Source organism: Salipiger marinus, from assembly GCF_900100085.1.
GTDB classification, from domain to species: Bacteria; Pseudomonadota; Alphaproteobacteria; order Rhodobacterales; family Rhodobacteraceae; genus Salipiger; species Salipiger marinus.
This window is the reverse complement of sequence record NZ_FNEJ01000030.1, coordinates 1-20,508: the sequence shown is the minus strand read 5'-3', so window position 1 is coordinate 20,508 and position 20,508 is coordinate 1. Positions and strand designations below refer to the sequence as shown.

The following is a 20,508-nucleotide window of genomic DNA, read 5'->3' as shown; positions in this document are numbered from 1 at the left end:
GGAGTCAGACATGGAGCTTATCGCCAGAGCAACCGCAGTGGTGGGCGGCACGATTGCGTTCCTGCGGCGGATGGGATCGCCCGCGCATCAGGCTTTCGGCGCCACTCCCGACATTCCGGCAGCCCGCAAGCAGGGGATCATGACCCTGAAGATGCCGGCTGCGGAAGGCTGGAAAGACGGTCGCCTGCCCGTCTGCGCGCCGGGGCTGAAGGTCAATGCCTTTGCCAGCGGGCTGGATCATCCGCGCTGGATCGAGGTTCTGCCGAACGGCGACGTTCTGGTGGCGGAATCGAAAGAACAGGCCGGGCCACCCAAGACCCTGATGGATCATGCCGCGCAGGCGACGATGCGGCGCGTCAAGGCCATCGGCACAAGCGCGAACCGCGTGACCCTGTGGCGCGATGCCGACGGGGACGGCACGGCAGAGATCCGCGAGGTGTTTGTCGAGAACCAGAACCAGCCCTTTGGCATGGCGCTGGTGGGCAACCGCTTCTATCTCGGCAATACCGACGGCATCCGGGTTTTTGACTATGTGCCCGGCGCCACCGCGCTGGCGGGCAGCGGCGAGCCGCTGGTCGCATTCAAGCCGCATGGCCACTGGACAAGAAGCCTGATCGTCTCCCCCGATGGCAGCAAGATCTACGCGGGCGTGGGGTCGCTGTCGAATATCGGCGATCAGGGCATGGAGGCCGAAGAAGGCCGCGCCGCGATCTGGGAACTGGACGTGGCCACCCATGAGGCGCGCATCTTTGCCTCGGGCCTGCGCAATGCCGTGGGCATGGCGTGGGAACCGGTGACCCAGAAGCTCTGGACCGTCGTCAACGAACGCGACGGTCTGGGCGACGAGACCCCGCCCGACTATCTGACCTCGGTCGTGGATGGCGGCTTCTACGGCTGGCCCTATTGCTACTGGGGCAAGACCGTGGATGACCGCGTGCCGCAGGACGCGGCCATGGTCGCCAAAGCCATTACGCCGGATTTTGCGCTTGGCGGCCACACGGCCTCGCTTGGCCTGTGCTGGATGCCGGACGGCACCCTGCCGGGCTTCGGCGCTGGCATGGTGATCGGGCAGCACGGATCGTGGAACCGTTCGAAGCTGAGCGGCTACAAGCTGATCTTCGTGCCGTTCGAGAACGGAATGCCCAGGGGTCCGGCACGGGACATCCTGTCCGGCTTCCTCTCCGAGGACGAAAAGCTGGCCTATGGGCGGCCCGTCGGCGTGACGCTGGGGCCGGACCGGAAATCGCTCCTGATGGCGGATGACGTGGGCGACATCATCTGGCGCGTTACGGGCGCAAGCTGAACCATCCGGGGCGCGCGACACCCCCGCGCGCCCCGCACGCCGAGAGGCCGCCCCGACCGGACCTCCAGCACAGCCACGCCAGTCCCCGCCACGCTGCCAAGGACGATCCGAACGTCATGTGCAGGTGGCGCCGCAAGGCCCATGAACCCCGTGACCCGAGGCGATGCCGACCATCCCGGTCCCGCAACCGGGGCGCCGGAGACGGCAGGCGCGCAGGGATATGGCTCAGAAGCCCCCCACCAGCGCAGGTGCGGCGGGACTTCCGGCAGAGCCGCAAAGTCTTCTGCCCGCAGCCTGTCCTGTCGCAGGATGGAACCAGCTGACCTGTGCCGCATTGATACTCTGACACGCAAGATAACGGAGGCACCATGCGCAACATCACCCTTCCCGCCCTTTCGCTCATCCTCATGGCTGGCGCCGCATCGGCTCAGACCATGGAGACATCCTCGCTGCACAGCATCGACGACGCGGACGTGATGGGCCCCGATGGCAACCGGATCGGAGAGGTCGAACAGATCCTTGTCGACGATTCCGGCACCCCCGTCGCCGCCGTGGTCGAAGCCGGTGGTTTTCTGGACATCGGCGACGAAGATATCGTGGTCCCGCTCGAAGAGCTGACCTTCGAAGATGGCGATTTCACCACCTCCATGACCGAGGACGAGCTGAAAAACCTTCCCAAATGGGACGACTGAACACAGCTTGACGGGCTGCTGACGAAGCGGCTCATCCACACCATCCAGTAAACACGATTGTCCCCCGGCTTACGGCCGGGGGACAATTTTGCATGGATCAGACAGGGACCACGCACGCGCGGAAGACATTTATCCTGAAACAAGACAAAGACGGCACACCCGTGCCCGAGACCTGCCGGAAGGCAGGGATCAGTCAGGCAACCTATTTCAAATCGAGGAACAAATACGGCGGCTTGGCACGTCAGCATCAAGAAAATCTATAGTGTTCGCAGGGCCATGGGCAGTAAGCTGAAGCGGTAGAGCTGTTCCGAGCCAACGTGAACCATGCCCAGAAAGATCACCCGGCGTTTGCCATCGCTCGGCGTGACCCGCGGCACGGCCAGCATGTGCACGGCGGGCTGCAGGATCACCCGCCACAGGGGCGCGACCACAAGGCCGGTGCCCAGACCCGCCCCGATCACGCCCAGCAGAACCAGCAGAACCAGCAGAACCAGTGGCGACGCCGCCCACAGCATGGCGAGGAAAGGCAGGATGCCGAACAGTTCCTCGCCGATCAGGTGCGGAATGGTGGGGATCAGCCAGTCCCGCCCGCTCAGACGGATTGGGCGACCCGCATAAAAGGGAAAGTCCGGCCTGTCCGTCATGAGATGTCCAACTGTGCTGCAAAGAGGCCGGGTGCGCCAAGGCGCTTCCCGGATCGTGGATCAGCCATAGGGGAACAGCTCGGTCACCTTGTGATTTCTGTCAGTGCGGCAGATGGTCATGTTCTGCCGCTGACGCGCCTGGAGGAGGCCCAACGGCACGAGGGGCTGAGGCCCGGCCCGATTGCCCCGCGGCTTGACGCAGCGGCGGCCGCAATGGCCCGCCTTTGTCTGAGGGTGGGCTCGATCCTGACAGCCGACATGGCGGACCATACTGTCACCGCTCAGGTTGCGGCCAGTGAAGATATCATCGCCGATCTGGCAATTGCGCTTGCTGCTCCGGATCAGATGCCCGCGTTGGCCGGGCGGCGACGCGTGGCGCAGGCCATCTCGCTGATGCATGATCGGCACAGGGAGCCGATCACGCTCGCGTCGCTTGCGCGGGAACTCGGGTGCCGTTGTCGCAGCTTGCCCGCGAAGCGGGCCATGCGACGCCGCAGGACGTTCTGGCCGGAATCCGGCTGGACGCGGCGCGGATCAGGCTGCTGTCGGGCGGGCACAGTGTCACCACCTCGCTGGACAGCGGCATCAGCCATCTGGGCCGGTTTGCCGCTGCCTATCGCCGCCGCTTTGGCGAAAGACCGGCGCAGACCCTGTCCGCAAGGACGTGAAAGGAGAAACGGAGAGGTTTCTTTTGGCATGGCTGCGCGGCAGGATGGTGGATCTATTTTAGGGTGTGCCGGCGGGCTGGCTATCCGAAGAGCGAAGATTTGGCGCGAAACGGGTCGCAATCATGCGCACGGCAATTGCGTGCTCCGCAGGCAGTTCCGGTGGCTCAGACTCCTTCGAGGCCAATCGCTCAACCATACGGCACTGACTCCCGGCGCCGCCCTGACTGGACAGAGAACCGCGCTGGCACGCCGCTTTCTGGTTCACTGTGACCTGAAGGCCGAGCCCCCTATGAAACCGCATCCCAGCGCGAACGAAGGTGGAAAGATCTTCTTTTTCTTACACCCCGATAAGGCGCGTCTGGCGCCTCATTGCACGTCCAGGAGTGGCCGTTCGGCATTGCGAGCGACGGAGACTGAAGGAGGCACACAGGGTCGCCGCAGGACAGGCAGCATCGTCCCGCATCAGCGACCTCGCCGGTTCGAGTTTCCGTGCAGGTCACGACTGGAGGCTTCAGGATAGCAACACCACGGCAGGCATCCGTGCGGGACGGAGCTCTGGGCCGGGGATCAATTAGCGGCCAAGGCGGACCAGACGCCATGCGTGCTGTAGCGCCACAAGTCTGCTTCGAGCCCAATGTTGCGTTATTCGGAAGGCAGTTTAAGCTGGCTGAATGACGCATTGAGAACGAGATGAGAGCCAAAGAATATGGAAATAGTACTGGGTTCTCTCATCGAATGGATAGATAAACGCTTCAAGAAGTATAAGATTTTGAAACTCTGCTTGATGTTTTTGGTTTCTTTATTTGGCTGCTGGCTGGCCTACATTGAGTGGTTAGCTCGGTGACTTCCTTTAACGGCAGCTTTGTCCGCACTACCGACATTCACGCCACTCGGCATGCTGCGGCAAGTACAAATGGCCGGTTCAGTGACGCTGCCCTGCGGCTTCCGCAGCGTCCAGAATGGCGGCCGAGGGCCGGTCGTGTCGATGGCAAACTGGCGGTGTTTCAGATGAAATAGTTAACGACTATGAACCTGAGACCTGCAGTCCCCGGTCTTTTGCCGTGGCGACCAGAGCGGATCAGGTATGAAGGCGCCTCGGTCTTCGACAGTTCCGCATAGGGCGAGAAATACTTGATCTGCTCGCCCTGTCATGCGTTTCTGAAATCAGGTGGAAGGCCAGTCTCCGGGAAAGACTGCCTCGAGACCTGGTCGCGTGCCGTCTTCAGGGCACAGCGCCCGCAATGCAGCCCGGGGAGATCCGCATGTATCCTTCGACAGCCACGGCCCTTCTGGCTTTCTTTCTGGCGGCACCCGCGATGGCGCAGCAGGCCTCCGATGTCGTCGTGCCGGAGCCTGAAACGCAGGTCACGCAGGACTTTGCCGGGATCTCGGATGCCGCAGCTTCGGCGCTTGCGGCAAAGCGCGACGGTCGACCGACGGACGCCGAAGACTGGATGGTCGCCGCCGCCCATCCGTTGGCCGTCGATGCGGGCGCCCGGGTGCTGCGCGAGGGCGGGAGTGCCGCGGATGCGATGGTCGCCGTGCAGGCGGTGCTGGGGCTGGTGGAGCCGCAGTCGTCGGGCCTTGGCGGCGGTGCCTTTCTGGTCTGGTATGACGCCGCGACAGGGGAGATCACGACGCTTGATGCGCGCGAGACGGCGCCGCTGGCCGCCGACCCGCGCTACTTTCAGGACGCGGAGGGCGAACCGCTGGAGTTCATGACCGCCGTCGCCAGCGGCCGCTCGGTTGGGACGCCGGGCACGCCAAGGCTGATGGAGGAGGCGCATCGCCGCTGGGGGCGGTCGAACTGGCGCGGCCTCTTCGACGCGGCCATAGCGCACGCCGAGGAGGGCTTCAGCGTCTCGACCCGTCTGTCGGAGTCGGTCGCTGCAGCGGCAGAAAGCCTTGCCACCTTCCCCGCAGCGGCGGAGTACTTCCTGCCGGACGGCGCGCCCCTTGCCGCCGGTGCCACCCTGGTCAATCCCGACTACGCGGCGACGCTGCGCCGGATCGCGGCAGACGGCACGGCCGCCTTCTATACGGGCGAGATCGCGGCCGACATCGTGGCGGCGACCCGCACAGACACCCATCCCGGCCTGCTGTCGGTGACCGACCTTGCCCGCTACGCGGTGATCGAGCGGCCCGCGGTCTGCTATGAGTACCGCAGCGCCGAGGTCTGCGGCATGGGTCCGCCCTCCTCCGGGGCGGTGGCCATCGCGCAGATCCTCGGGATGCTCGAGACTTTCGATCTGGGCGGGATGGGGCCACGGGATGTGGAGGCGCGGCGCCTGATCGGCGATGCGACCCGGCTCGCCTTTGCCGACCGGGGGCGCTACCTCGCTGACAGCGACTTCGTCCCGGTGCCGGTGCAGGGGCTGATCGACCGCAGCTATCTGGCCGAACGGGCCGAACTGCTGCGCGGCGACGATGCCCTGCCGGAGGTCTCGGCGGGCGCGCCGGAGTGGGATCACGCCTTTCTCTGGGGGGATGACCTGCGCGACGAGCGCCCGGGCACCTCGCATATCTCCATCGTCGATGCGGACGGCAACGTGCTGTCGATGACCACGACGATCGAGGGCGCGTTCGGATCGCGGATCTTCGTGCGGGGGCTCCTGCTCAACAACGAGCTGACCGATTTCTCCTTCCGCACCCACGCGAATGGCTGGCCCATCGCCAACCGGGTGGAACCGGGCAAGCGCCCGCGCTCGTCGATGTCGCCCACCATCGTCCTGCGCGACGGGGCGCCGGTGCTGGCCATCGGCAGCCCGGGGGGCGCCACGATCATCGGCTTCACCGCGCAGGCGATCATCGCGCATCTCGACTGGGGCATGGATGTGCAGGAAGCCGTCTCGATGCCGCATCTGGTCAACAGCTTCGGCACCTACCAGATCGAGGCCGGAACCTGGGCCGAGGATCTGACCGAGCCCCTGTCCGGGCTGGGTTTCCAGACGAACGTGACGGCGATGACATCAGGCCTGCACGCGATCTCGCTGGGCGAGGGCCTGCGTGGCGGTGCCGACCCGCGGCGGGAGGGCATTGCCCTGGGCGAGTGACGTCGCCGCGCCGTGACGTCGCAGTGCAGCATCAAATGCTGGGATGAACGGCAAGTCTGCGCCGAGCCTGCGGACAGGCATAGACGTCACACGGGGGGCGGAGAGCGGTCATCTGCTGCCGCCCGTTTGCTCTTGCAAGACCCAAGAACAGAAGACGTTCGTCGCGACCTGCAAGATGGCAAGCTCGGCATCTTGTTCGGCCGTGCGCCCGCACATTGTTTAGGCAATCACGCAAACAGCGCAAAAGCCACCAAAGACCAAGGAACGAACCCTGCTAGCGCCGGGTCCGCTTTGCTTGCCGGTGGGGCACGATGCCTCCGGCCATGATGCAGCCATAGGGGTCGATGCAATCGACCACATCGGCCAGACCATAGTCGCGCATCTGGTCTATCACCGCCCCGGCGCGCTTATAGCTGGAGGGCAGTTCCGAGGCATCCACCGCCCCGGCATGGAAGCGGATGTCCAGCCCAGCCGTTTCCGCCGCCAGCATCTGCGCGGGCGTCACCGCCCCCATCCGGCGGCGATGTTCCGTGCGCGAGAAGTTGCGTCCCGCCCCGTGCGGAGAAAACCCCAGCGCACGCGTGGCGTCGCGTCCACGCACCACCAGAACCGGCTCCGCCATGTTCAGCGGGATCAGGGTCAGACCGGTGGCATCTGATGCATAGCCTTCCCAGGCCGGGGTCGCCCCCTTGCCGTGCAGGAACAGATCGCCGCGACGGAAGACGAAGTTGTGTTCGTTCCAATAGCGGTCGCCCGGCTCGGCACGCAGCGTTTCCACCACGGCCTGATGCAGCGCGTTGTGGTTGGCCTTGGTCCAGCGGCGGATGACCTGCAACGCTGCCCAATAATTGCGCCCCTCATCCGTATCCGCTGGAATCCAGGCGTTCTGCGTCAGCGTGGCAGGCGACAGCCTTCGGCGGAACCTCTCGGCCACCTCCATCCCAGTCTTGTAAAGCAGCCCGCCCGGCCCGCGCGAGCCATGATGGGTGACCATGGCCACCCGCCCTGTGGCGCGGCTCCGCCCGATGAAAATGAAGTGGTTGCCATCGCCCTGCGTGCCCATATGGGCCTGCGCGGCATGCAGCATCCGGTTGCCATTCAGGAAAGGATTGGCCCGGAACTGATCCAGCAAATCCAGCGAGACGGTGAAGCGGTTTCCCTGATCGCGCCCGCCACAACCGAAATTGGTTATTGCCTGCGCGGCGTCCAGCGCGGCTTTCGGATCGACCATGCCCAGATCGGTGATCATCACCGAACAGCAGATGTCAGCCGAATGCATGCCGGGATGGATCGCGTTGCGCGCCGCCACCACACCGCCCACCGGGATAGTGCCCAAGGGTCCCGCCGGGCAGGCATCGGGCATCACGGCGCCTGACTCGACCGTGGGGGTCTTCAGCACCACGGCCATGGTGGCCAGCACCTTGTCGATGTTGTCCTGCTCATCGGCATTTTCGGCGCGGATGCTGACATGCAGCGGCACCTCGCCGGGGCGGCGCAGGGCCAGCGGTTCGGGCGCAGGCGGCGGCAGGTCGGCCTCCAGCATCTGCCGGATGCGGATCAGGCCAAGACCTTCGTCCCGCGCCGTATTGGCCCGGGTCAAAAGTCCGGGGAACGCCGGGCCGGGGCGGTGGCCCCAGGCGATCAGGTCTGCCCCGGTCACGGGGGAAGGTGCATCCTCATTCGTCATCTCATTCACTCACTTATGGGACCCCGGCGACAAGGGATTGGCGACACGTCGTGCTCTATCCATCTGAGCGACGCACCCCCAAAATCTGGGGGGCGCGGCGGGACTCGACCCCGCGACCACGAGGGTGACTGCCTGTAGTGCCGCACGGCATTCGCCGGGGTGTTGAGGCCGGGGCGACATGGGGGAAGAGACCATGGGAAGCCCGGCCACACGAATGACCGCCAGCAAGGTGGGGGCTTGAACCCCACAGGTTATCCGGGGTCGAGTTGTAGTCTCTTCGGCATTCGCCCCGGTTTCGGGGTCCGGCGACAAGGTTTGGCAAGACTTTTCCATGAGCTACACGCTTGCGCGTGGCGCGAGTTGAACGCGCGACCTCCGGTTTACCCGGTGCTCTACCCTGTAGTCCTGCCGGCATTCGCCGGGGTCATCTCCTTCTCAATGGCGCCGGCGACAAGGTCTCGGCGAAACAGGTGCTCTACCGCTGAGCTACCGCCCCAGGGGGCGGGCGGGTTTCGAACCCGCGACCGTCTGTAGTTCCGCCAGCATTCGCCGGGAGGCCTTGGGGCCGGGACACCTGCGCAATGGCTTTCGCCCCCTGCGCGAGGCCGGATTCAAACCGGACGGGATACAGAGTGATCCCGGCCTTGCGCCCCGGCCAGAAGCCCGGGAAAGGCTTACAGCGCCACCGCGCGGATCTGGCCGACCCAATGGTCCGGCCCCATCCGCCCGGCCGCGAAATCGGCGATCTGGTCAAAGACCTGATCCGAGAATCCGCCGATGTTCAGCACGTCCCGCCGCTCGGCCGCCTGCGTCGTGCCAAGGGGCTGGATGTCGATGCAGACCAGTTTCGCCGCCCGGTTCCGGGCCTTGAGCCTGCCCCATTCCGCCATCATCGCCGTGGCCTGCCTGCCCTGCCGACCATCGACCCAGGACTGGTTGTCCGAGACGAAGATCACCAGATCGGGCGCCAGGCCCGCCGCATTCAGTGCTGCCAGCGGCGCCGAACAGTTGGTGCCGCCCCCGCCCAGTGCCGCCAGTTTCGCGGCATTGGTCAGGATCGTGTCACGCGCCTCCAGCGTCGCTTCGCGAACCCCCACCTCGAAGGGCATGACACGGGCCTTGGGGTTCTTGCGCAGCACCGCCGCCGCGACCAAAGCCCCGACATCGATGCACCGCACAACCGAAGTGGCGCCGGGCCGATAGCCGGTGACCGGCGAGGACATGGAGCCCGACACGTCGGGGCAGACCGCAACCGACCCGCTCAGCACCGGCACGTTCGCCACAGACAGTTCCATCGCGTCATGCAGCGCATTGCGCAGCTTTGCGTCCACCTCGGGCGACAGCGCCTTCAGCGTCGCCAGCAGCTGATAGGGCAGCGCCTTCGCAGCCCGGATCCGCCCCGGATCGCGCAGGAGGCCTGCCACATGATCGACCACACCGGGCTTCGTGAAGGCGCCTTTGCGATCCAGCATGTTCAGCCCCTGCCGCAGCATCTGCCACGAGCCCTTGCGCGCCACATCGGCCCATTGGTCCGGCGTCAGCGGCAGATCGGCCAGCATCTGGAACGGCACATCCGGCACTTGTGCCGAAGTCCCCGCCCGGAAGGCCAGCAGATCCTGCACCAGCCGCGGCAGTGCCACCGTATCGGCAGGCTTGCCAATCAGCCACGCATAGAAGGCCTCCCGTTCCGCCGTGCCCGGCTTGGGGTGAACCATCCGGATCACATCTGCCAGCGACGGAGCTTTCCCGACCGAAGCTGCCAGCAGCTGCGCATCCGTGGCCGTGTTCAGCCAGTGCTGCACCATGGCCTTGGGCCGCGAGCCCAGCGATTTCCGCCCGGTCTGCCCCGACCGCAGGATCTGCACGAAGCCGCGCAGCACCTTGCTCGAGGTGACCACCCGACCGAAAACCTGCGCAAACAGCGCCGGATCGCGGGCCGACAGCACCGCCAGCAACAACGCCGGGGTATCCTTCATATGCCCCTTTTCGCGGACATGCACGGCCGTCTGCGCCAGAAACATCGGGTCCACCGCCATCGCCACCTCGACCAGGGTCGAGACCTCGGCTTGTGCGTCCTGATAGTACCCGCCGCCAAAGGTGCCGGTCATCGCCAGCTGCGCCAGCCTGTGCTCGGCACCAGAGGCATAAGCCTTGGCCCCTGCAGCGTTGGTGGCGGTTGCTCGCGGCAGGAGCCGCCCTGCCCGCGATGCAAACACGGATTTGTTTGCCATGATCGAATTCCTTCAGTTTTCGCCCTCTCGTTCTGCCCGGTTCAGGGCGGGACATGAAGAAATTCATGATTTTCGCTCAAGTTGTTGAAAAATAATGACTAAACCACGAATTGGCAGAAAGCCTTCCGTCGAAATTTATCTGATGATATATGGATTTATCCAAAAGGATCACCTCTATGCGCAATGTCGTCATTGGCTTTCTCGGCACCCAGCTCGACATGGGCAAGCGACGCCAATGGCGGCCCTCGGTTCAACTCTGCGCGCACCCCGATTTCCCCATCGACCGGCTGGAACTGATCCACGACCAGCGCCACTACCATCTGGCTTGCAATGTGGCTGCCGCCATCGCCAAGACCTCGCCCCAAACCGAGGTGCGCCTGGTCAGGATCGACATGGCAGACCCTTGGGATTTCCAGGAGGTCTACGGCAAGCTTTACGACCTTGCTGCCGATTACGGGTTTGACGAGGATCGCGAGCGCTATCATGTCCACCTGACCACCGGCACGCATGTGGCGCAGATCTGCTGGTTTCTTCTGACGGAAAGCCGCCACATCCCGGCGCGGCTGGTGCAGACCGGCCCTCCGCGTGATGGCGCGGCGGCACAAGGCACGCTGGATATCATCGACCTTGATCTTGCCCGCTACAACGCTTTGCAGCGTCGGTTCGAGGCGGCCGCGCGGGACCATTCCGCCCTTCTGCTGGGCGGAGTGGACACCGCCAACCCCGAGATGCAGGCCGTGGCCGAACGGCTGGACCTGATTGCCACCGGATCGGACGGACCGATCCTGCTTCTGGGAGAGCCGGGCACCGGAAAATCCGCCCTCGCCGCCCGTATTCATGAGCTGAAACTGGTGCGCCGTCGCATCAAGGGACGGCTGGTGCGGGTCAACTGCGCCACCCTGCGCGGCGGACAGGCGCTGCCCGCCCTGTTTGGCCAGCGCCGCGCCGCGACCGGCGTGGTGGGAAGCGAGCGGCCCGGCTTTCTGCACGAGGCTGACGGGGGCGTTCTGTTTCTTGACCGGATTGATGAGCTAGGTCCGGACGAACAGGCAGCTATGCTGCAGGTGATCGAAACCGGCCGCTATTGCCCGGTCGGGTCAGAGGCCGAGGTGACAGCCCGGTTCCACCTGATCGCCACCGCCGCCAGCGACCCCGGCGCGCTGCTGCGCGCAGGGCGGCTGCGGCCCGATCTGCACGCAAGGCTGTCGCAATGGGTGGTGCGCCTGCCGCCCCTGCGGGAACGACGCCAGGACATTCGGGCGCATCTTCTGGACATGATCGACAGCACCGAGCGTCAGTTGGGCCGCAAGACCGGCTTCAATGCTGATGCGCTGGCCCGCTATCTGAGGTTCGCGCAGGATCCTGCCACCCTGTGGCCGGGCAACCTGCGGGATCTGCAGGCCTCGACCCATCGCATGGCCGTGCTGGCCCAGCGTGGACGCATCACCGTGCCGATGGTCGAGGCCGAGATCGCAACGCTGACCGACCAATGGAGCGCCGCAACAGCCGATCTGGACGAGGCCTTGCTGGCAGAACTCCTCCCGGATGCCGTTGGTCTGGATGAATTCGAACGCGCCCAACTGGCCGCCGTCGTCCGCGCCTGCCGGGAATGTGCCAGCCTTTCGGCGGCGGGGCGTCGGCTGTTCGCCGTATCGCGGAAAGAAAAAGCCAGCCAGAACGACGCCGACCGGCTGCGCAAGTATTTGTCGCGCTTTGGCCTCGACTGGGGAACAGTGACCGGCAATCAGCCCGGCTGACGGCCACACCAGCATCTCGGACGTTTTTCCTCTTTCCACGGTGACAACAGCCTTTTGTGAAACCCTTCCCACCCCGCCGGTGCGGCGGAAAGTCTGAGTGGCCGCTTTGGGACAAGCCGCGGGGAAGCGCGCCCTCGGAATCATCGAGGAGACTGACACCCCTGCGGACTGCAATGCCTCTGCGCCGGGAAATCTCATTGTCAGGTTTATGAACCAATAAGAACCTCCGCGGGGTCGATCTGCCCGGTCGACATACCCGCGGAGCCACCGATGGCCATGATCGCGCGGGCTCCAGATCGGCGCCCGCAACGCGCTCCGTTCGGAGCTGCGCCCAAACCACCTCCGCTCGGTGGGACAAGCAGCGCGCCGTAAAGCAAGCGCATTCCGGCCTTGAACGGGTTGGGAGGGAGCGTAGGTGCGAAGCTCGTGACGGTCGCCGTTTATGGGCTCCAAAATGACCTTGAGCCGATAGTTAAGGCAATTTCGAAAACTGCATTCGCGGGCATGACCTTATGCCGCCATTTCCATACTCGGGCGCGCGGTCGAAACCGTGCGGCCAAACCGATGCTTGCAGCCAGAATCAGCCTTGGGTCCCGTATAACGTATTCCTGATCGCGAAGATCGCCGCCCCACAGGCGCTTGGGTCACCGCGCACAGCACCGGGCAGGCAGAGCGGGCCGCGCATCGGGTTGCCGAGCCGGTCCCGGATTTCGAACGGGCAATGCGCGGCGATCAGGCTGCGCAGGTCGTCATGCGCTTCGCCGCCGATGATGATGGCTGCCGGATCCAGAATGCCCCAGAGAGCGCGGGTCAGCTGATGCAGCGCGGGATGAACCTCCTCCACCCAGGCCTCGACCAGATCCCAGCCGGGCGTTCCGCGCCGTGGGATTGCCTTGATCGAGGCCACCTCATGACCGTGTTCGCGCAAGTAGCGCAGCAGATTACCCAAGGCGGGGCGATGCGGCTTCTGGTCCAGGTTGAACAGCGTCGTCAGCTCGCCCGCGTTCCAATGCGCGCCGAATGACAGGTTGCCTTCGACCATGAACCCGCCGCCGAGCCCGTAGTTCAGCGAGACATAGGCGAAGGTCGGGAAGCGCTGGCCATGGCCGGTCCAAGCCTCCGCGATGGCGCCCAGCTTGGCGCTGTTCTCGGCATAGACTAACGGGCCCAGGGCTTGGGCGAAGGCGGCGCGGATCGGCATGTCATACCAGCGGTCTAGCTGCACGATGGTGCGGAACTGATCCTGCCCGGCCGCGCGGAAGCCCTGCATCGCGACCCCGAGGCCGGCATGGCGGGCGGGGTCCAGCCTCTGGCGCGAGATCAGCATCGCGGACAGGCGGGCGGTTTCGGCAATCACTGCCGGGGGATCATCGGGATCCGATCGCAGCGTCTCTTCGGCCAGGACCGCGCCGGTCAGATCGGTCAGCACCAGTTCGGCTGAGGCGGCATTGATCGACAGGCCGAAGGCGAAGGCGCCCGCCGGGTTCAGCTGGAACGGCGGCGTGGGCTTGCCCCGCCCTTCGGTCGCAGGGCCGCTTTGGCGGATCAGCCCCTGTTCCTCCAGCTGCGTGGTCAGGCGGTGCAGCGACTGCTGCGGCAGACCCAGCTGGTTTTGCAACCGCGTCCGGGTGGTTCCCGGCTGACGGCGGATCATGTCCAGCACGAGGCCTTGGCTTTTACTGACTGATATCAGGTTACTAGACATCTTCCCTCCATTCTTTCGGCCTGCGGTGAAGAGTGTCACATTATTTTCACTCACGACAGGTATTAGTTAATAACTCATAACGGGTAATAAATTGGAGCCCTGATGTCCGGCCTTGTCGCCCAACACATCCGCATGGAATTTGGCACGCATACTGCGGTGTCGGATGCGCATTTCTCGGTCGCAGAGGGCGAGTTCGTCACGCTGCTTGGCCCTTCGGGCTGTGGCAAGACCACGCTGCTGAAGATCATCGCGGGCTTTCTGGCGCCAAGCGCCGGGCGGATCCTGATGGGCGGCGTGGATGTGACCGATGTGCCTCCCGAGGCTCGTGACACGGCCATGTGCTTTCAATCCTATGCGCTGTTCCCGCATCTGGATGTGCGGGCCAATCTGGAATTCGGGCTGCGCCAGAAACGTGTGGCCCACGCCGAGCGCAGCCGCCGTCTGGACAGCGTGATCGCGCAACTGGAACTGGGCGCGCATCTGGCCAAGCTGCGCGATCAGGTGCGGATCGAGATCCGCCGCATCCAGCGCACCCATGGGCTGACCGCGCTTTATGTCACCCATGATCAGGCCGAGGCGCTGTCAATGTCGGACCGGATCTTTGTGATGAACCGCGGCGTGATCGAGCAGGAAGCCGCGCCGGAAGTGCTGTATCACCAGCCCCGCACGGCCTTTGTCGCGGATTTCATCGGCGCGGCGAATATCCTGCCGGTGCTGGACCAACAGCCTTTGGCCGAGGGCAGTCTGGTGCGGACCCCGATGGGGGCTTTGACCATGGCTGGCACTGTCACCGGCCCCGCCATCGCCTGGAGGCCAGAGCGCGCGCGGATCCTGCCCCCGGGGGCTAGGGCGGTGAATGCCTTCGAGGCAAGGATCACCGACCGCGCCTTTGTTGGCGATCACATCGACCTGCAGGTCGAGATCAACGGTCTGATTCAGCGCCTTCGCCTGCCGCACTGTCCGCAGGCGGTGGGTGAAGTGCTGCGCTTTGCGCTGGACCTTGAAGATATCCTGCCGCTGGAGCAGGGCGCATGAGCACGCGCGCGCATCCGGTCTGGCCGAAGCTGCGGCTTCTGGCCCTGCTGGCGTCCGGGCTGGGGGTGATCCTTGTGCTGATCGGCGCCGTAGCCTGGATCGCGCTGGCGCAGAGCTTTGGACTGCACAACCCAATGGGCGAGGACCGGCTGACGCTGGACCATTGGGAAAAGATGCTGGACCGCAGGCTCTATCTGCGCGCCGTGGGCTATTCGCTGTGGCTGGGGTTCGCGGCGGCGCTGATCTCGGTGGCGCTGGCCTATCCGCTGGCGATCTGGCTGCGACGACCCTTTCGCGGTTCGGCTTTGGTCTCGGCCGTGCTGCAGGCGCCTTTGTTGGTGCATGGGCTGGTGGCGGCTTTCCTGTTCGTCAACATCATCGCCTATCACGGGCTGGTCAATCAACTGATGGTCGCGCTTGGGGTCTGGGCCGAGCCCCGGCAGCTGCAGAATGACCGCAATGCGTGGGGCGTGCTGATCCTGCAGGTGTGGAAAAACCTGCCCTTCGCGCTCTTGGTGTTGTCGGGTTCGGTGCGTGCGATCGGCGATGACATTCTGGATGCGGCGCGAGATCTGGGCGCGGGCGCCTTCGCGCGGTTCCGCCGGGTGATCCTGCCGCTGTCCCTGTCGGCGCTCCAGGCGGCGCTGACCATCGTCTTTATCGGCGCTTTGGCCGACTACAGCTTTCAGGTCATCGCCGGGCCGACCAACGCGCAAAGCCTTGCCCAGCTGATGGTGTTCAGCCGGGCCCGCAGCTGGCACGAGGCCGCGGTGGTGGGCGTGACGCTGATGGTTCTATCCCTGCTGGGGGCGGCACTGATCGCGGTCCTGTCACGTGCGCTGCGCCTGCGGGGGGTGCTGTGATGACGCTGAACCGCGCGCTTTTCGTTGCCCTCTTGCTCATCGGCACCCTTTGGCTGGCCCTGCCCTTCGGGATGGCGATCCTTTGGTCGCTGGTCGATGCCTCGACCCCTTGGACACCCGATCACATCCTGCCTCCGGCCATCTCATTGGATCGGTGGCGCAACATGCTGGGCAATCCCGTGCTGCAGGTGGCGCTGCTGAATTCGTATTTGCTGGCGCCCACTGCCGCGCTGATGACCCTGACACTGACGCTGCCCACCGCCTACGCGCTTGGCCGCATCCCGTTTCGCGGACGCGAGATCGCCCGGATGCTGACGCTCTTGCCGCTGGTGGTGCCCGGCTTCGTGACGGCGATCTTCCTGACCGCGCTTCTGCACCGGATCGGCTTTACGGGGTCGCGGTTCTGGGCGGTGGCCTTCTCGCATGCGCTGCTGTTCCTGCCCTATGCGATCCGCATCCTTTCAGTCAGCTTCGAGCAGGTGCGTCAGGACCATATCGACGCCGCGCGCGATCTGGGGGCCAGCCCGCTGGCGCGGTTCCGCGTCGCTTGGCTGCCCGCGCTGAAACCGGGGCTGCTGGCCGCCTTCCTGATTGTCTTCATCCAGTCGATAGAGGAATTCGCCATCGCCTTCATTCTGGGCTCGCCGGATTTCACCACCATTCCCACACTGCTTTACGCCCGGCTTGGGCAGGATTTCGTGCGCCCCGATGCGGCGGTGCTGTCGCTGATCCTGGTGCTGCCCAACGTGATCCTGATGCTGATCCTTGAACAGCTGCTGCGCTCGGCCAACCCGTCGCTCAGTTCGGGCAAGGGCTGATGTTTTCCTCTCTCCGACACCCCAAAAGGACCCTTCCGATGAAAAAGTTGATGATTTCCGCCACCGCGCTGGCCCTGCTTGGCCTGCCCGCCCTGGCCAATGATCTGGCCGGCAAAAGCTGGGACGAGATCGTCGCCCAAGCCAGGACCGAGGGCGAGGTGACCTGGTATGTCTGGCACCTGCAAGATGCGCTGCGCGAGGCGGTCAAGCCCTTCGAGGCGGAGTATGGCATCAAGGTCACCATCGCCGAGGGCACCATCGGCGGCCATTTCGACAAGGTTCTGGCCGACCGCATGCGCAAGACCGGCGATGTTGATGTGCATGCCCTAGGCTTTGACCGCTACGAGGGCATGGATCTGGCCGGACTTTATATCCCGCTGCACATCCTGCCCCCCGACAGCGGCCGCGCCTATGAGGTGACGGGTGTCTCGGGTCAGGGTCATGCCGTGGCCTATTGGGGCAACCAAAGCGGCATCGCCTATGACCCAGCCAAGGTGGATGAGACCGACCTGCCGCAGAACGCGGCGGAGTTTGCGGAATTCTGGGCGGCAAACCCTGGTAAATTCGGCTTCAACTATGAAAACGGCGGCGCGGGCCCATCCTTCTATACCAACGTCATCGTCAATCTAGGCGGTTGGGACCGCGCTGATGGCACCGAAGATGTCAATCGGCTGATGGCGCTGGAACCCGCCATGGCCTTCTTCCGTGACAATGGGCCGAACTATGTCATCACTGCATCGAATGCCGACAGCATCACCCGCCTGTCGGACGGCGAACTGGTGATGGTCTCGGCCTGGGAGGACCATCTTGCCGGTCTGCAGCAGCGCGGCGAAGTGCGCAAAGACCTGAAATTCTATGTCCCCGAGATGGGTATGAATGGCGGTGGCAATGGCGTTGGCATTCCGCTGAACGCGCCACATCCCGCCGCCGCAGCAGTCTTCGTGAACTGGCTGGCATCTGCTGAAACTCAGTCCATGTTCAATGCCACATTCGGCACGGTTCCGATGAATGCCGCAGCTGACAGCAGCAAGGCACTCGTCTCGCCCGAGGATCGCGCCAACCAGGTGGCCGCTCCCGCCCGGCCCTTCCGTGACAGCGTCGAGGCATATTTCATCGAAAATGTGATCCTGGAGCGCTGACCTCAGCCGCGAACCAACCGGCCACGGGGAAATCTTGCCGTGGCCGATACCTTCTTACCTGTTCCAAAGGACCAACGAAATTATGATCCCCTCCAGCCCTGCCGCCTTCGCTCCTCTGCAAGAGTTTCTGGCCGATAAAAGTTGGCAAGGTGCCACTGTGGCCCATCGCGGTGCCTGGCAGGACACGGCAGAGAACTCGGTGGCGGCGGTCGAGCGCGCCATCGCTCTTGGCGTGGCCTTTGCCGAGATCGACGTGCAGGAAAGCCGCGATGGGCAGCTGTTCTGCCTGCATGACATGTCGCTGATGCGGACGGCGGGTCTGCCGGTGATGCCTGCTGCGCTGGATTGGGCGACCCTCGGGACTGTGCGGTTGCGGAAGGGGGCAGGTGGACCGGATGCCGCGTTTAGCGACCAGACCTTGCCGCTTTTCGACCAGATCCTAGAGACCGCACGGGGCCGGATCTATCTTGATATCGATGCGAAATCGCCTGTCCTGCTGCCCGCCATTGCCAAGGCTGTGCGGCGACATGGCATGAGCGATGCGGTCAACGTCAAGCTATGGGCAACCGGCCCCAGCGAGGTCGCTGCTCTGCGCGCACACTTGGCGGATTTGGGGCTTATCGCCAAACCGATCTGCTTTGTCGGCGCGGGGGCAAGTGACGCGGTCGCAGGCCTGCTGGCCGATGTGGGTGCACCGATGGTTGAGGCGTTCTTCGAGGATTGGCCGCAGGCGGAGGCATTCGGCGCGCGCATGATGGCTGCGGGCCGGGATATTTTCGTCAATACGCTGGATCAGATCGCATCGACCGGCCTGACCGACACCCATGCGTTGCGTGACGCCGATGCGGTCTGGGGACGACTGATGCGCGCAGGGATGCGCCTCATGCAGACCGATCTTCCCGAAGCGCTGCAAGAGCATCTCGGCCAGACGTCCTTGCCGGCCGCCGCTCCCGCCCATTGAGGCGGGCAGCCGGTATCCCGCCAGCCTCTGCCCGTCCGAACTCGGGCCACTGACAGACAGCCGCTGCGGATCGTATTGGTCCCCAGCCCTTTTTCCGGGTGATCACTATGACAGACTCCAAGATGGGTCATGCCCTATTTCTGCACACGCTGATCCGGGATGCCGGCGGCCTCGCCTTGCAGCATTTTAACAGCCGTCCTGCTGGATTTGCGCTCAAAGGGCCGCAGGATCCGGTGACCGAGGCTGATCTGGCCGTCGAACAGTTCATCCGGTCGCGTGTGGCAGCAGCCTTCCCGGACGATGGCTTTCTGGGCGAAGAAAGCGGAGCAAGCGGCGGTGAAAACGTCTGGGTTGTCGATCCGATTGACGGAACCGACAATTTTGCACGCGGCATCCCCCATTTCTGCGTCTCGATCGCATATGTCGTGAACGGTCAAACCCGATTGGGCGCCATCTTTAACCCCTGCACATCCGAGCTTTACCTAGCCGAAAAAGGGCGTGGGGCAACGAAGAACGGACTCCGCCTGGCCGTTTCTGAAAATCCGCCAGCTTGTTCGGCGGTCGAGCTAGGCTGGTCAAGCCGCGTTTCACGCAGCGCCTATACAGCCGCGCTTCACCGGCTGCTTGATGCGGGTGCAAATGTCCGCCGCCATGGCTCAGGTGCCTTGGGGTTGGCTTGGGTCGCCGAAGGTCGAACCGATGGATATGCCGAACTGCACATGAATTCCTGGGATGCTCTGGCAGGGCTTTTGATGGTGCGCGAAGCGGGTGGTGTGACCACCGAAGGAGCCGATTCCGGAGAGCGGCTGTTCAAAGGGGGGCCGTCTTTGCCGCAAACTTGCTTCTGGCACCGCTCATGACCGAGCGCTCTGGTGCCGAGGCCGTCTTTACGGGCTGAGCAGGATGTCTTGTCGCGATCAATAAGGCCTCACCTATCCAGAGGGCAGCCCAAGACACCAGAAGATCCGCAAAGATCTGGGAGGAAGGCCCGCAGAGCTGCAATCTCTTGACGGATTGCGCTGCGCGCTGCCTGAGCGGCGGTTTCGGCCAAAGTCGCGGCGATAGGGCGATCAGGCCCGTGCTGTTGAATGGCTAACATTTAGCCATTCAACACATAATCCCTGAGAGCCTTGATGTCTGCGAGATCTGGCATCCTGTGGATCATCCGGTGACAATTTGCGCAAAGGACGGCCAGATCAGAAACATTCAAGGGGCGCGTCTCGAAATTCTCTGAGTAGGGCGCACCACTGCTGATAAATATCACAGTCACGCCTGAGATCTCTTCGGCGCCTCTATGTCCGCCCAGACGGGCTAAGTCACCCCCCTCCTTCCTTCGGAAGATGGCCATAAATGAAGCCATCGGACGCTCGTGAGAAATTATGAGCTTCATGGGCTGACTGGCCGCTCTGTCCGTATCTCATGGCGGGTTTTGCGGTTAGGGTCTCTCCGTCAAATCGGGGGAAGTTCTCTACCCGAGCCAGGAGGTAAGCCATTTACTCACACCATAATTTGGGATCACGCTTAAAGAGCTGTGCGAATCTTATAAACAAAATACCACTGCGGAAAGCCTTCAAGTAATTTCGCAGACCTATCAACCCGGTTTATTCATCCAAATCGATGGGGGCAGGTTGCGTGCGCCTGAAAGCGCCGTAGAATCAAGTTGCTACACCAAAATCCGCCAGCAGCTTCGGACGCACGCATGGGTGAAACGCTACGGCCGGTCACGGCCGGATTCAACCGCTCTCTTTCGATCGAAACTCGCGCCGAGCGCCTGACGGGCGATCCTGGCGCAGTACTGCTGCGAGAAGCTCTCGACGCGACCGGGATTATCGGCTGGATGGCGGCGCGGATGAAGGACAGCCGCCGCCAAGCCGATGTCGTGCATGACCTGCCGTCGCTCTTGCGGACCATGGTGCTCCTGGTCGCTCAGGGTTGGCAGGACCACGACGATG

At 64.1% G+C, this 20,508-nt stretch carries 16 protein-coding genes, 1 tRNA gene and 1 pseudogene; 13 read left to right on the top strand and 5 right to left on the bottom strand.

What is annotated here, in order from left to right:
• Positions 1 to 10: 10 nt before the first annotated feature.
• The 3 genes and pseudogenes from BLR51_RS23605 to BLR51_RS28310 form a co-directional block, all read left to right on the top strand.
• Positions 11 to 1,303: a PQQ-dependent sugar dehydrogenase gene (locus BLR51_RS23605; RefSeq protein WP_089851614.1), complete on the top strand. Its 1,293-nt coding sequence runs from the start codon at positions 11 to 13 to the stop codon at positions 1,301 to 1,303.
• Between the two features lie 368 nt (positions 1,304 to 1,671).
• A complete protein-coding gene (locus BLR51_RS23600; RefSeq protein ID WP_089851612.1) occupies positions 1,672 to 1,995 on the top strand; it encodes a PRC-barrel domain-containing protein in 324 nt (107 codons plus the stop codon).
• A 92-nt stretch (positions 1,996 to 2,087) separates the two neighbouring features.
• Positions 2,088 to 2,231 (top strand): annotated as a pseudogene (locus BLR51_RS28310) (IS3 family transposase); the annotation flags it as partial.
• Positions 2,232 to 2,252: 21 nt separating this feature from the next.
• Here the strand turns inward: BLR51_RS28310 and BLR51_RS23595 are convergent.
• Positions 2,253 to 2,639, bottom strand: coding sequence for a hypothetical protein (locus tag BLR51_RS23595; RefSeq protein WP_089851610.1), 387 nt, complete (start codon positions 2,637 to 2,639; stop codon positions 2,253 to 2,255).
• Between the two features lie 455 nt (positions 2,640 to 3,094).
• Here BLR51_RS23595 and BLR51_RS23590 point away from each other — a divergent pair, with 455 nt between their 5' ends.
• Both BLR51_RS23590 and ggt read left to right on the top strand, forming a co-directional pair.
• Positions 3,095 to 3,307 (top strand): helix-turn-helix domain-containing protein, encoded by a 213-nt coding sequence (locus tag BLR51_RS23590; protein ID WP_278184870.1) that lies wholly within the window; start codon positions 3,095 to 3,097, stop codon positions 3,305 to 3,307.
• A gap of 1,262 nt (positions 3,308 to 4,569) precedes the next feature.
• On the top strand, positions 4,570 to 6,360 hold the full coding sequence (gene ggt / locus BLR51_RS23585; protein ID WP_089851681.1) for a gamma-glutamyltransferase: 1,791 nt from the start codon (positions 4,570 to 4,572) through the stop codon (positions 6,358 to 6,360).
• Positions 6,361 to 6,634: 274 nt separating this feature from the next.
• On the opposite strand, the gene BLR51_RS23580 is transcribed toward ggt, so the two are convergent.
• The 3 genes from BLR51_RS23580 to BLR51_RS23575 form a co-directional block, all read right to left on the bottom strand.
• Positions 6,635 to 8,020, bottom strand: a complete 1,386-nt coding sequence (locus BLR51_RS23580) for an RtcB family protein (RefSeq protein WP_242656827.1) — start codon at positions 8,018 to 8,020, stop codon at positions 6,635 to 6,637.
• 372 nt (positions 8,021 to 8,392) lie between these two features.
• Positions 8,393 to 8,540, bottom strand: a tRNA-OTHER gene (locus BLR51_RS27860).
• A gap of 181 nt (positions 8,541 to 8,721) precedes the next feature.
• Positions 8,722 to 10,278 carry a vWA domain-containing protein gene (locus BLR51_RS23575; RefSeq protein WP_089851603.1) on the bottom strand — a complete coding sequence of 519 codons (1,557 nt, stop codon included), beginning with the start codon at positions 10,276 to 10,278 and terminating at the stop codon, positions 8,722 to 8,724.
• Between the two features lie 176 nt (positions 10,279 to 10,454).
• Between BLR51_RS23575 and BLR51_RS23570 the strand changes: the two genes are divergently transcribed.
• Positions 10,455 to 12,035, top strand: a complete 1,581-nt coding sequence (locus tag BLR51_RS23570; protein WP_089851601.1) for an RNA repair transcriptional activator RtcR family protein — start codon at positions 10,455 to 10,457, stop codon at positions 12,033 to 12,035.
• A gap of 580 nt (positions 12,036 to 12,615) precedes the next feature.
• Here BLR51_RS23570 and BLR51_RS23565 read toward each other — a convergent pair.
• The gene (locus BLR51_RS23565; protein WP_165616917.1) at positions 12,616 to 13,779 is read right to left on the bottom strand and encodes an ROK family transcriptional regulator; all 1,164 of its coding nucleotides are present in this window, start codon (positions 13,777 to 13,779) and stop codon (positions 12,616 to 12,618) included.
• A 63-nt stretch (positions 13,780 to 13,842) separates the two neighbouring features.
• Between BLR51_RS23565 and BLR51_RS23560 the strand changes: the two genes are divergently transcribed.
• From BLR51_RS23560 to BLR51_RS23525, 7 genes are all read left to right on the top strand, one after another.
• Positions 13,843 to 14,775 (top strand): ABC transporter ATP-binding protein, encoded by a 933-nt coding sequence (locus tag BLR51_RS23560; protein ID WP_089851597.1) that lies wholly within the window; start codon positions 13,843 to 13,845, stop codon positions 14,773 to 14,775.
• Positions 14,772 to 15,638, top strand: coding sequence for an ABC transporter permease (locus tag BLR51_RS23555; RefSeq protein ID WP_089851595.1), 867 nt, complete (start codon positions 14,772 to 14,774; stop codon positions 15,636 to 15,638). The genes BLR51_RS23560 and BLR51_RS23555 overlap by 4 nt, the downstream gene beginning before the upstream one ends.
• Positions 15,638 to 16,456: an ABC transporter permease gene (locus BLR51_RS23550; RefSeq protein ID WP_089851593.1), complete on the top strand. Its 819-nt coding sequence runs from the start codon at positions 15,638 to 15,640 to the stop codon at positions 16,454 to 16,456. Before BLR51_RS23555 ends, BLR51_RS23550 begins: the two co-directional genes overlap by 1 nt.
• A gap of 38 nt (positions 16,457 to 16,494) precedes the next feature.
• Positions 16,495 to 17,595 carry an extracellular solute-binding protein gene (locus tag BLR51_RS23545; protein ID WP_089851590.1) on the top strand — a complete coding sequence of 367 codons (1,101 nt, stop codon included), beginning with the start codon at positions 16,495 to 16,497 and terminating at the stop codon, positions 17,593 to 17,595.
• Positions 17,596 to 17,677: 82 nt separating this feature from the next.
• Entirely contained in the window at positions 17,678 to 18,556 is an 879-nt protein-coding gene (locus BLR51_RS23540) for a glycerophosphodiester phosphodiesterase family protein (RefSeq protein WP_089851588.1), read from the top strand.
• A 107-nt stretch (positions 18,557 to 18,663) separates the two neighbouring features.
• The gene (locus tag BLR51_RS23535) at positions 18,664 to 19,416 is read left to right on the top strand and encodes an inositol monophosphatase family protein (protein WP_089851586.1); all 753 of its coding nucleotides are present in this window, start codon (positions 18,664 to 18,666) and stop codon (positions 19,414 to 19,416) included.
• An 839-nt stretch (positions 19,417 to 20,255) separates the two neighbouring features.
• Positions 20,256 to 20,508, top strand: a 253-nt coding sequence (locus BLR51_RS23525; protein ID WP_207543619.1) for a transposase, incomplete at its 3' end; no start/stop codon positions are given.

Bases quoted from the DNA above. Each gene is read 5' to 3' on its own strand.
- BLR51_RS23605 (WP_089851614.1), top strand. From the start codon at position 11: ATGGAGCTTATCGCCAGAGCAACCGCAGTGGTGGGCGGCACGATTGCG.
- BLR51_RS23600 (WP_089851612.1), top strand. From the start codon at position 1,672: ATGCGCAACATCACCCTTCCCGCCCTTTCGCTCATCCTCATGGCTGGC.
- BLR51_RS23595 (WP_089851610.1), bottom strand. From the start codon at position 2,639: ATGACGGACAGGCCGGACTTTCCCTTTTATGCGGGTCGCCCAATCCGT.
- ggt (WP_089851681.1), top strand. From the start codon at position 4,570: ATGTATCCTTCGACAGCCACGGCCCTTCTGGCTTTCTTTCTGGCGGCA.
- BLR51_RS23575 (WP_089851603.1), bottom strand. From the start codon at position 10,278: ATGGCAAACAAATCCGTGTTTGCATCGCGGGCAGGGCGGCTCCTGCCG.
- BLR51_RS23570 (WP_089851601.1), top strand. From the start codon at position 10,455: ATGCGCAATGTCGTCATTGGCTTTCTCGGCACCCAGCTCGACATGGGC.
- BLR51_RS23560 (WP_089851597.1), top strand. From the start codon at position 13,843: ATGTCCGGCCTTGTCGCCCAACACATCCGCATGGAATTTGGCACGCAT.
- BLR51_RS23555 (WP_089851595.1), top strand. From the start codon at position 14,772: ATGAGCACGCGCGCGCATCCGGTCTGGCCGAAGCTGCGGCTTCTGGCC.
- BLR51_RS23550 (WP_089851593.1), top strand. From the start codon at position 15,638: ATGACGCTGAACCGCGCGCTTTTCGTTGCCCTCTTGCTCATCGGCACC.
- BLR51_RS23545 (WP_089851590.1), top strand. From the start codon at position 16,495: ATGAAAAAGTTGATGATTTCCGCCACCGCGCTGGCCCTGCTTGGCCTG.
- BLR51_RS23540 (WP_089851588.1), top strand. From the start codon at position 17,678: ATGATCCCCTCCAGCCCTGCCGCCTTCGCTCCTCTGCAAGAGTTTCTG.
- BLR51_RS23535 (WP_089851586.1), top strand. From the start codon at position 18,664: ATGACAGACTCCAAGATGGGTCATGCCCTATTTCTGCACACGCTGATC.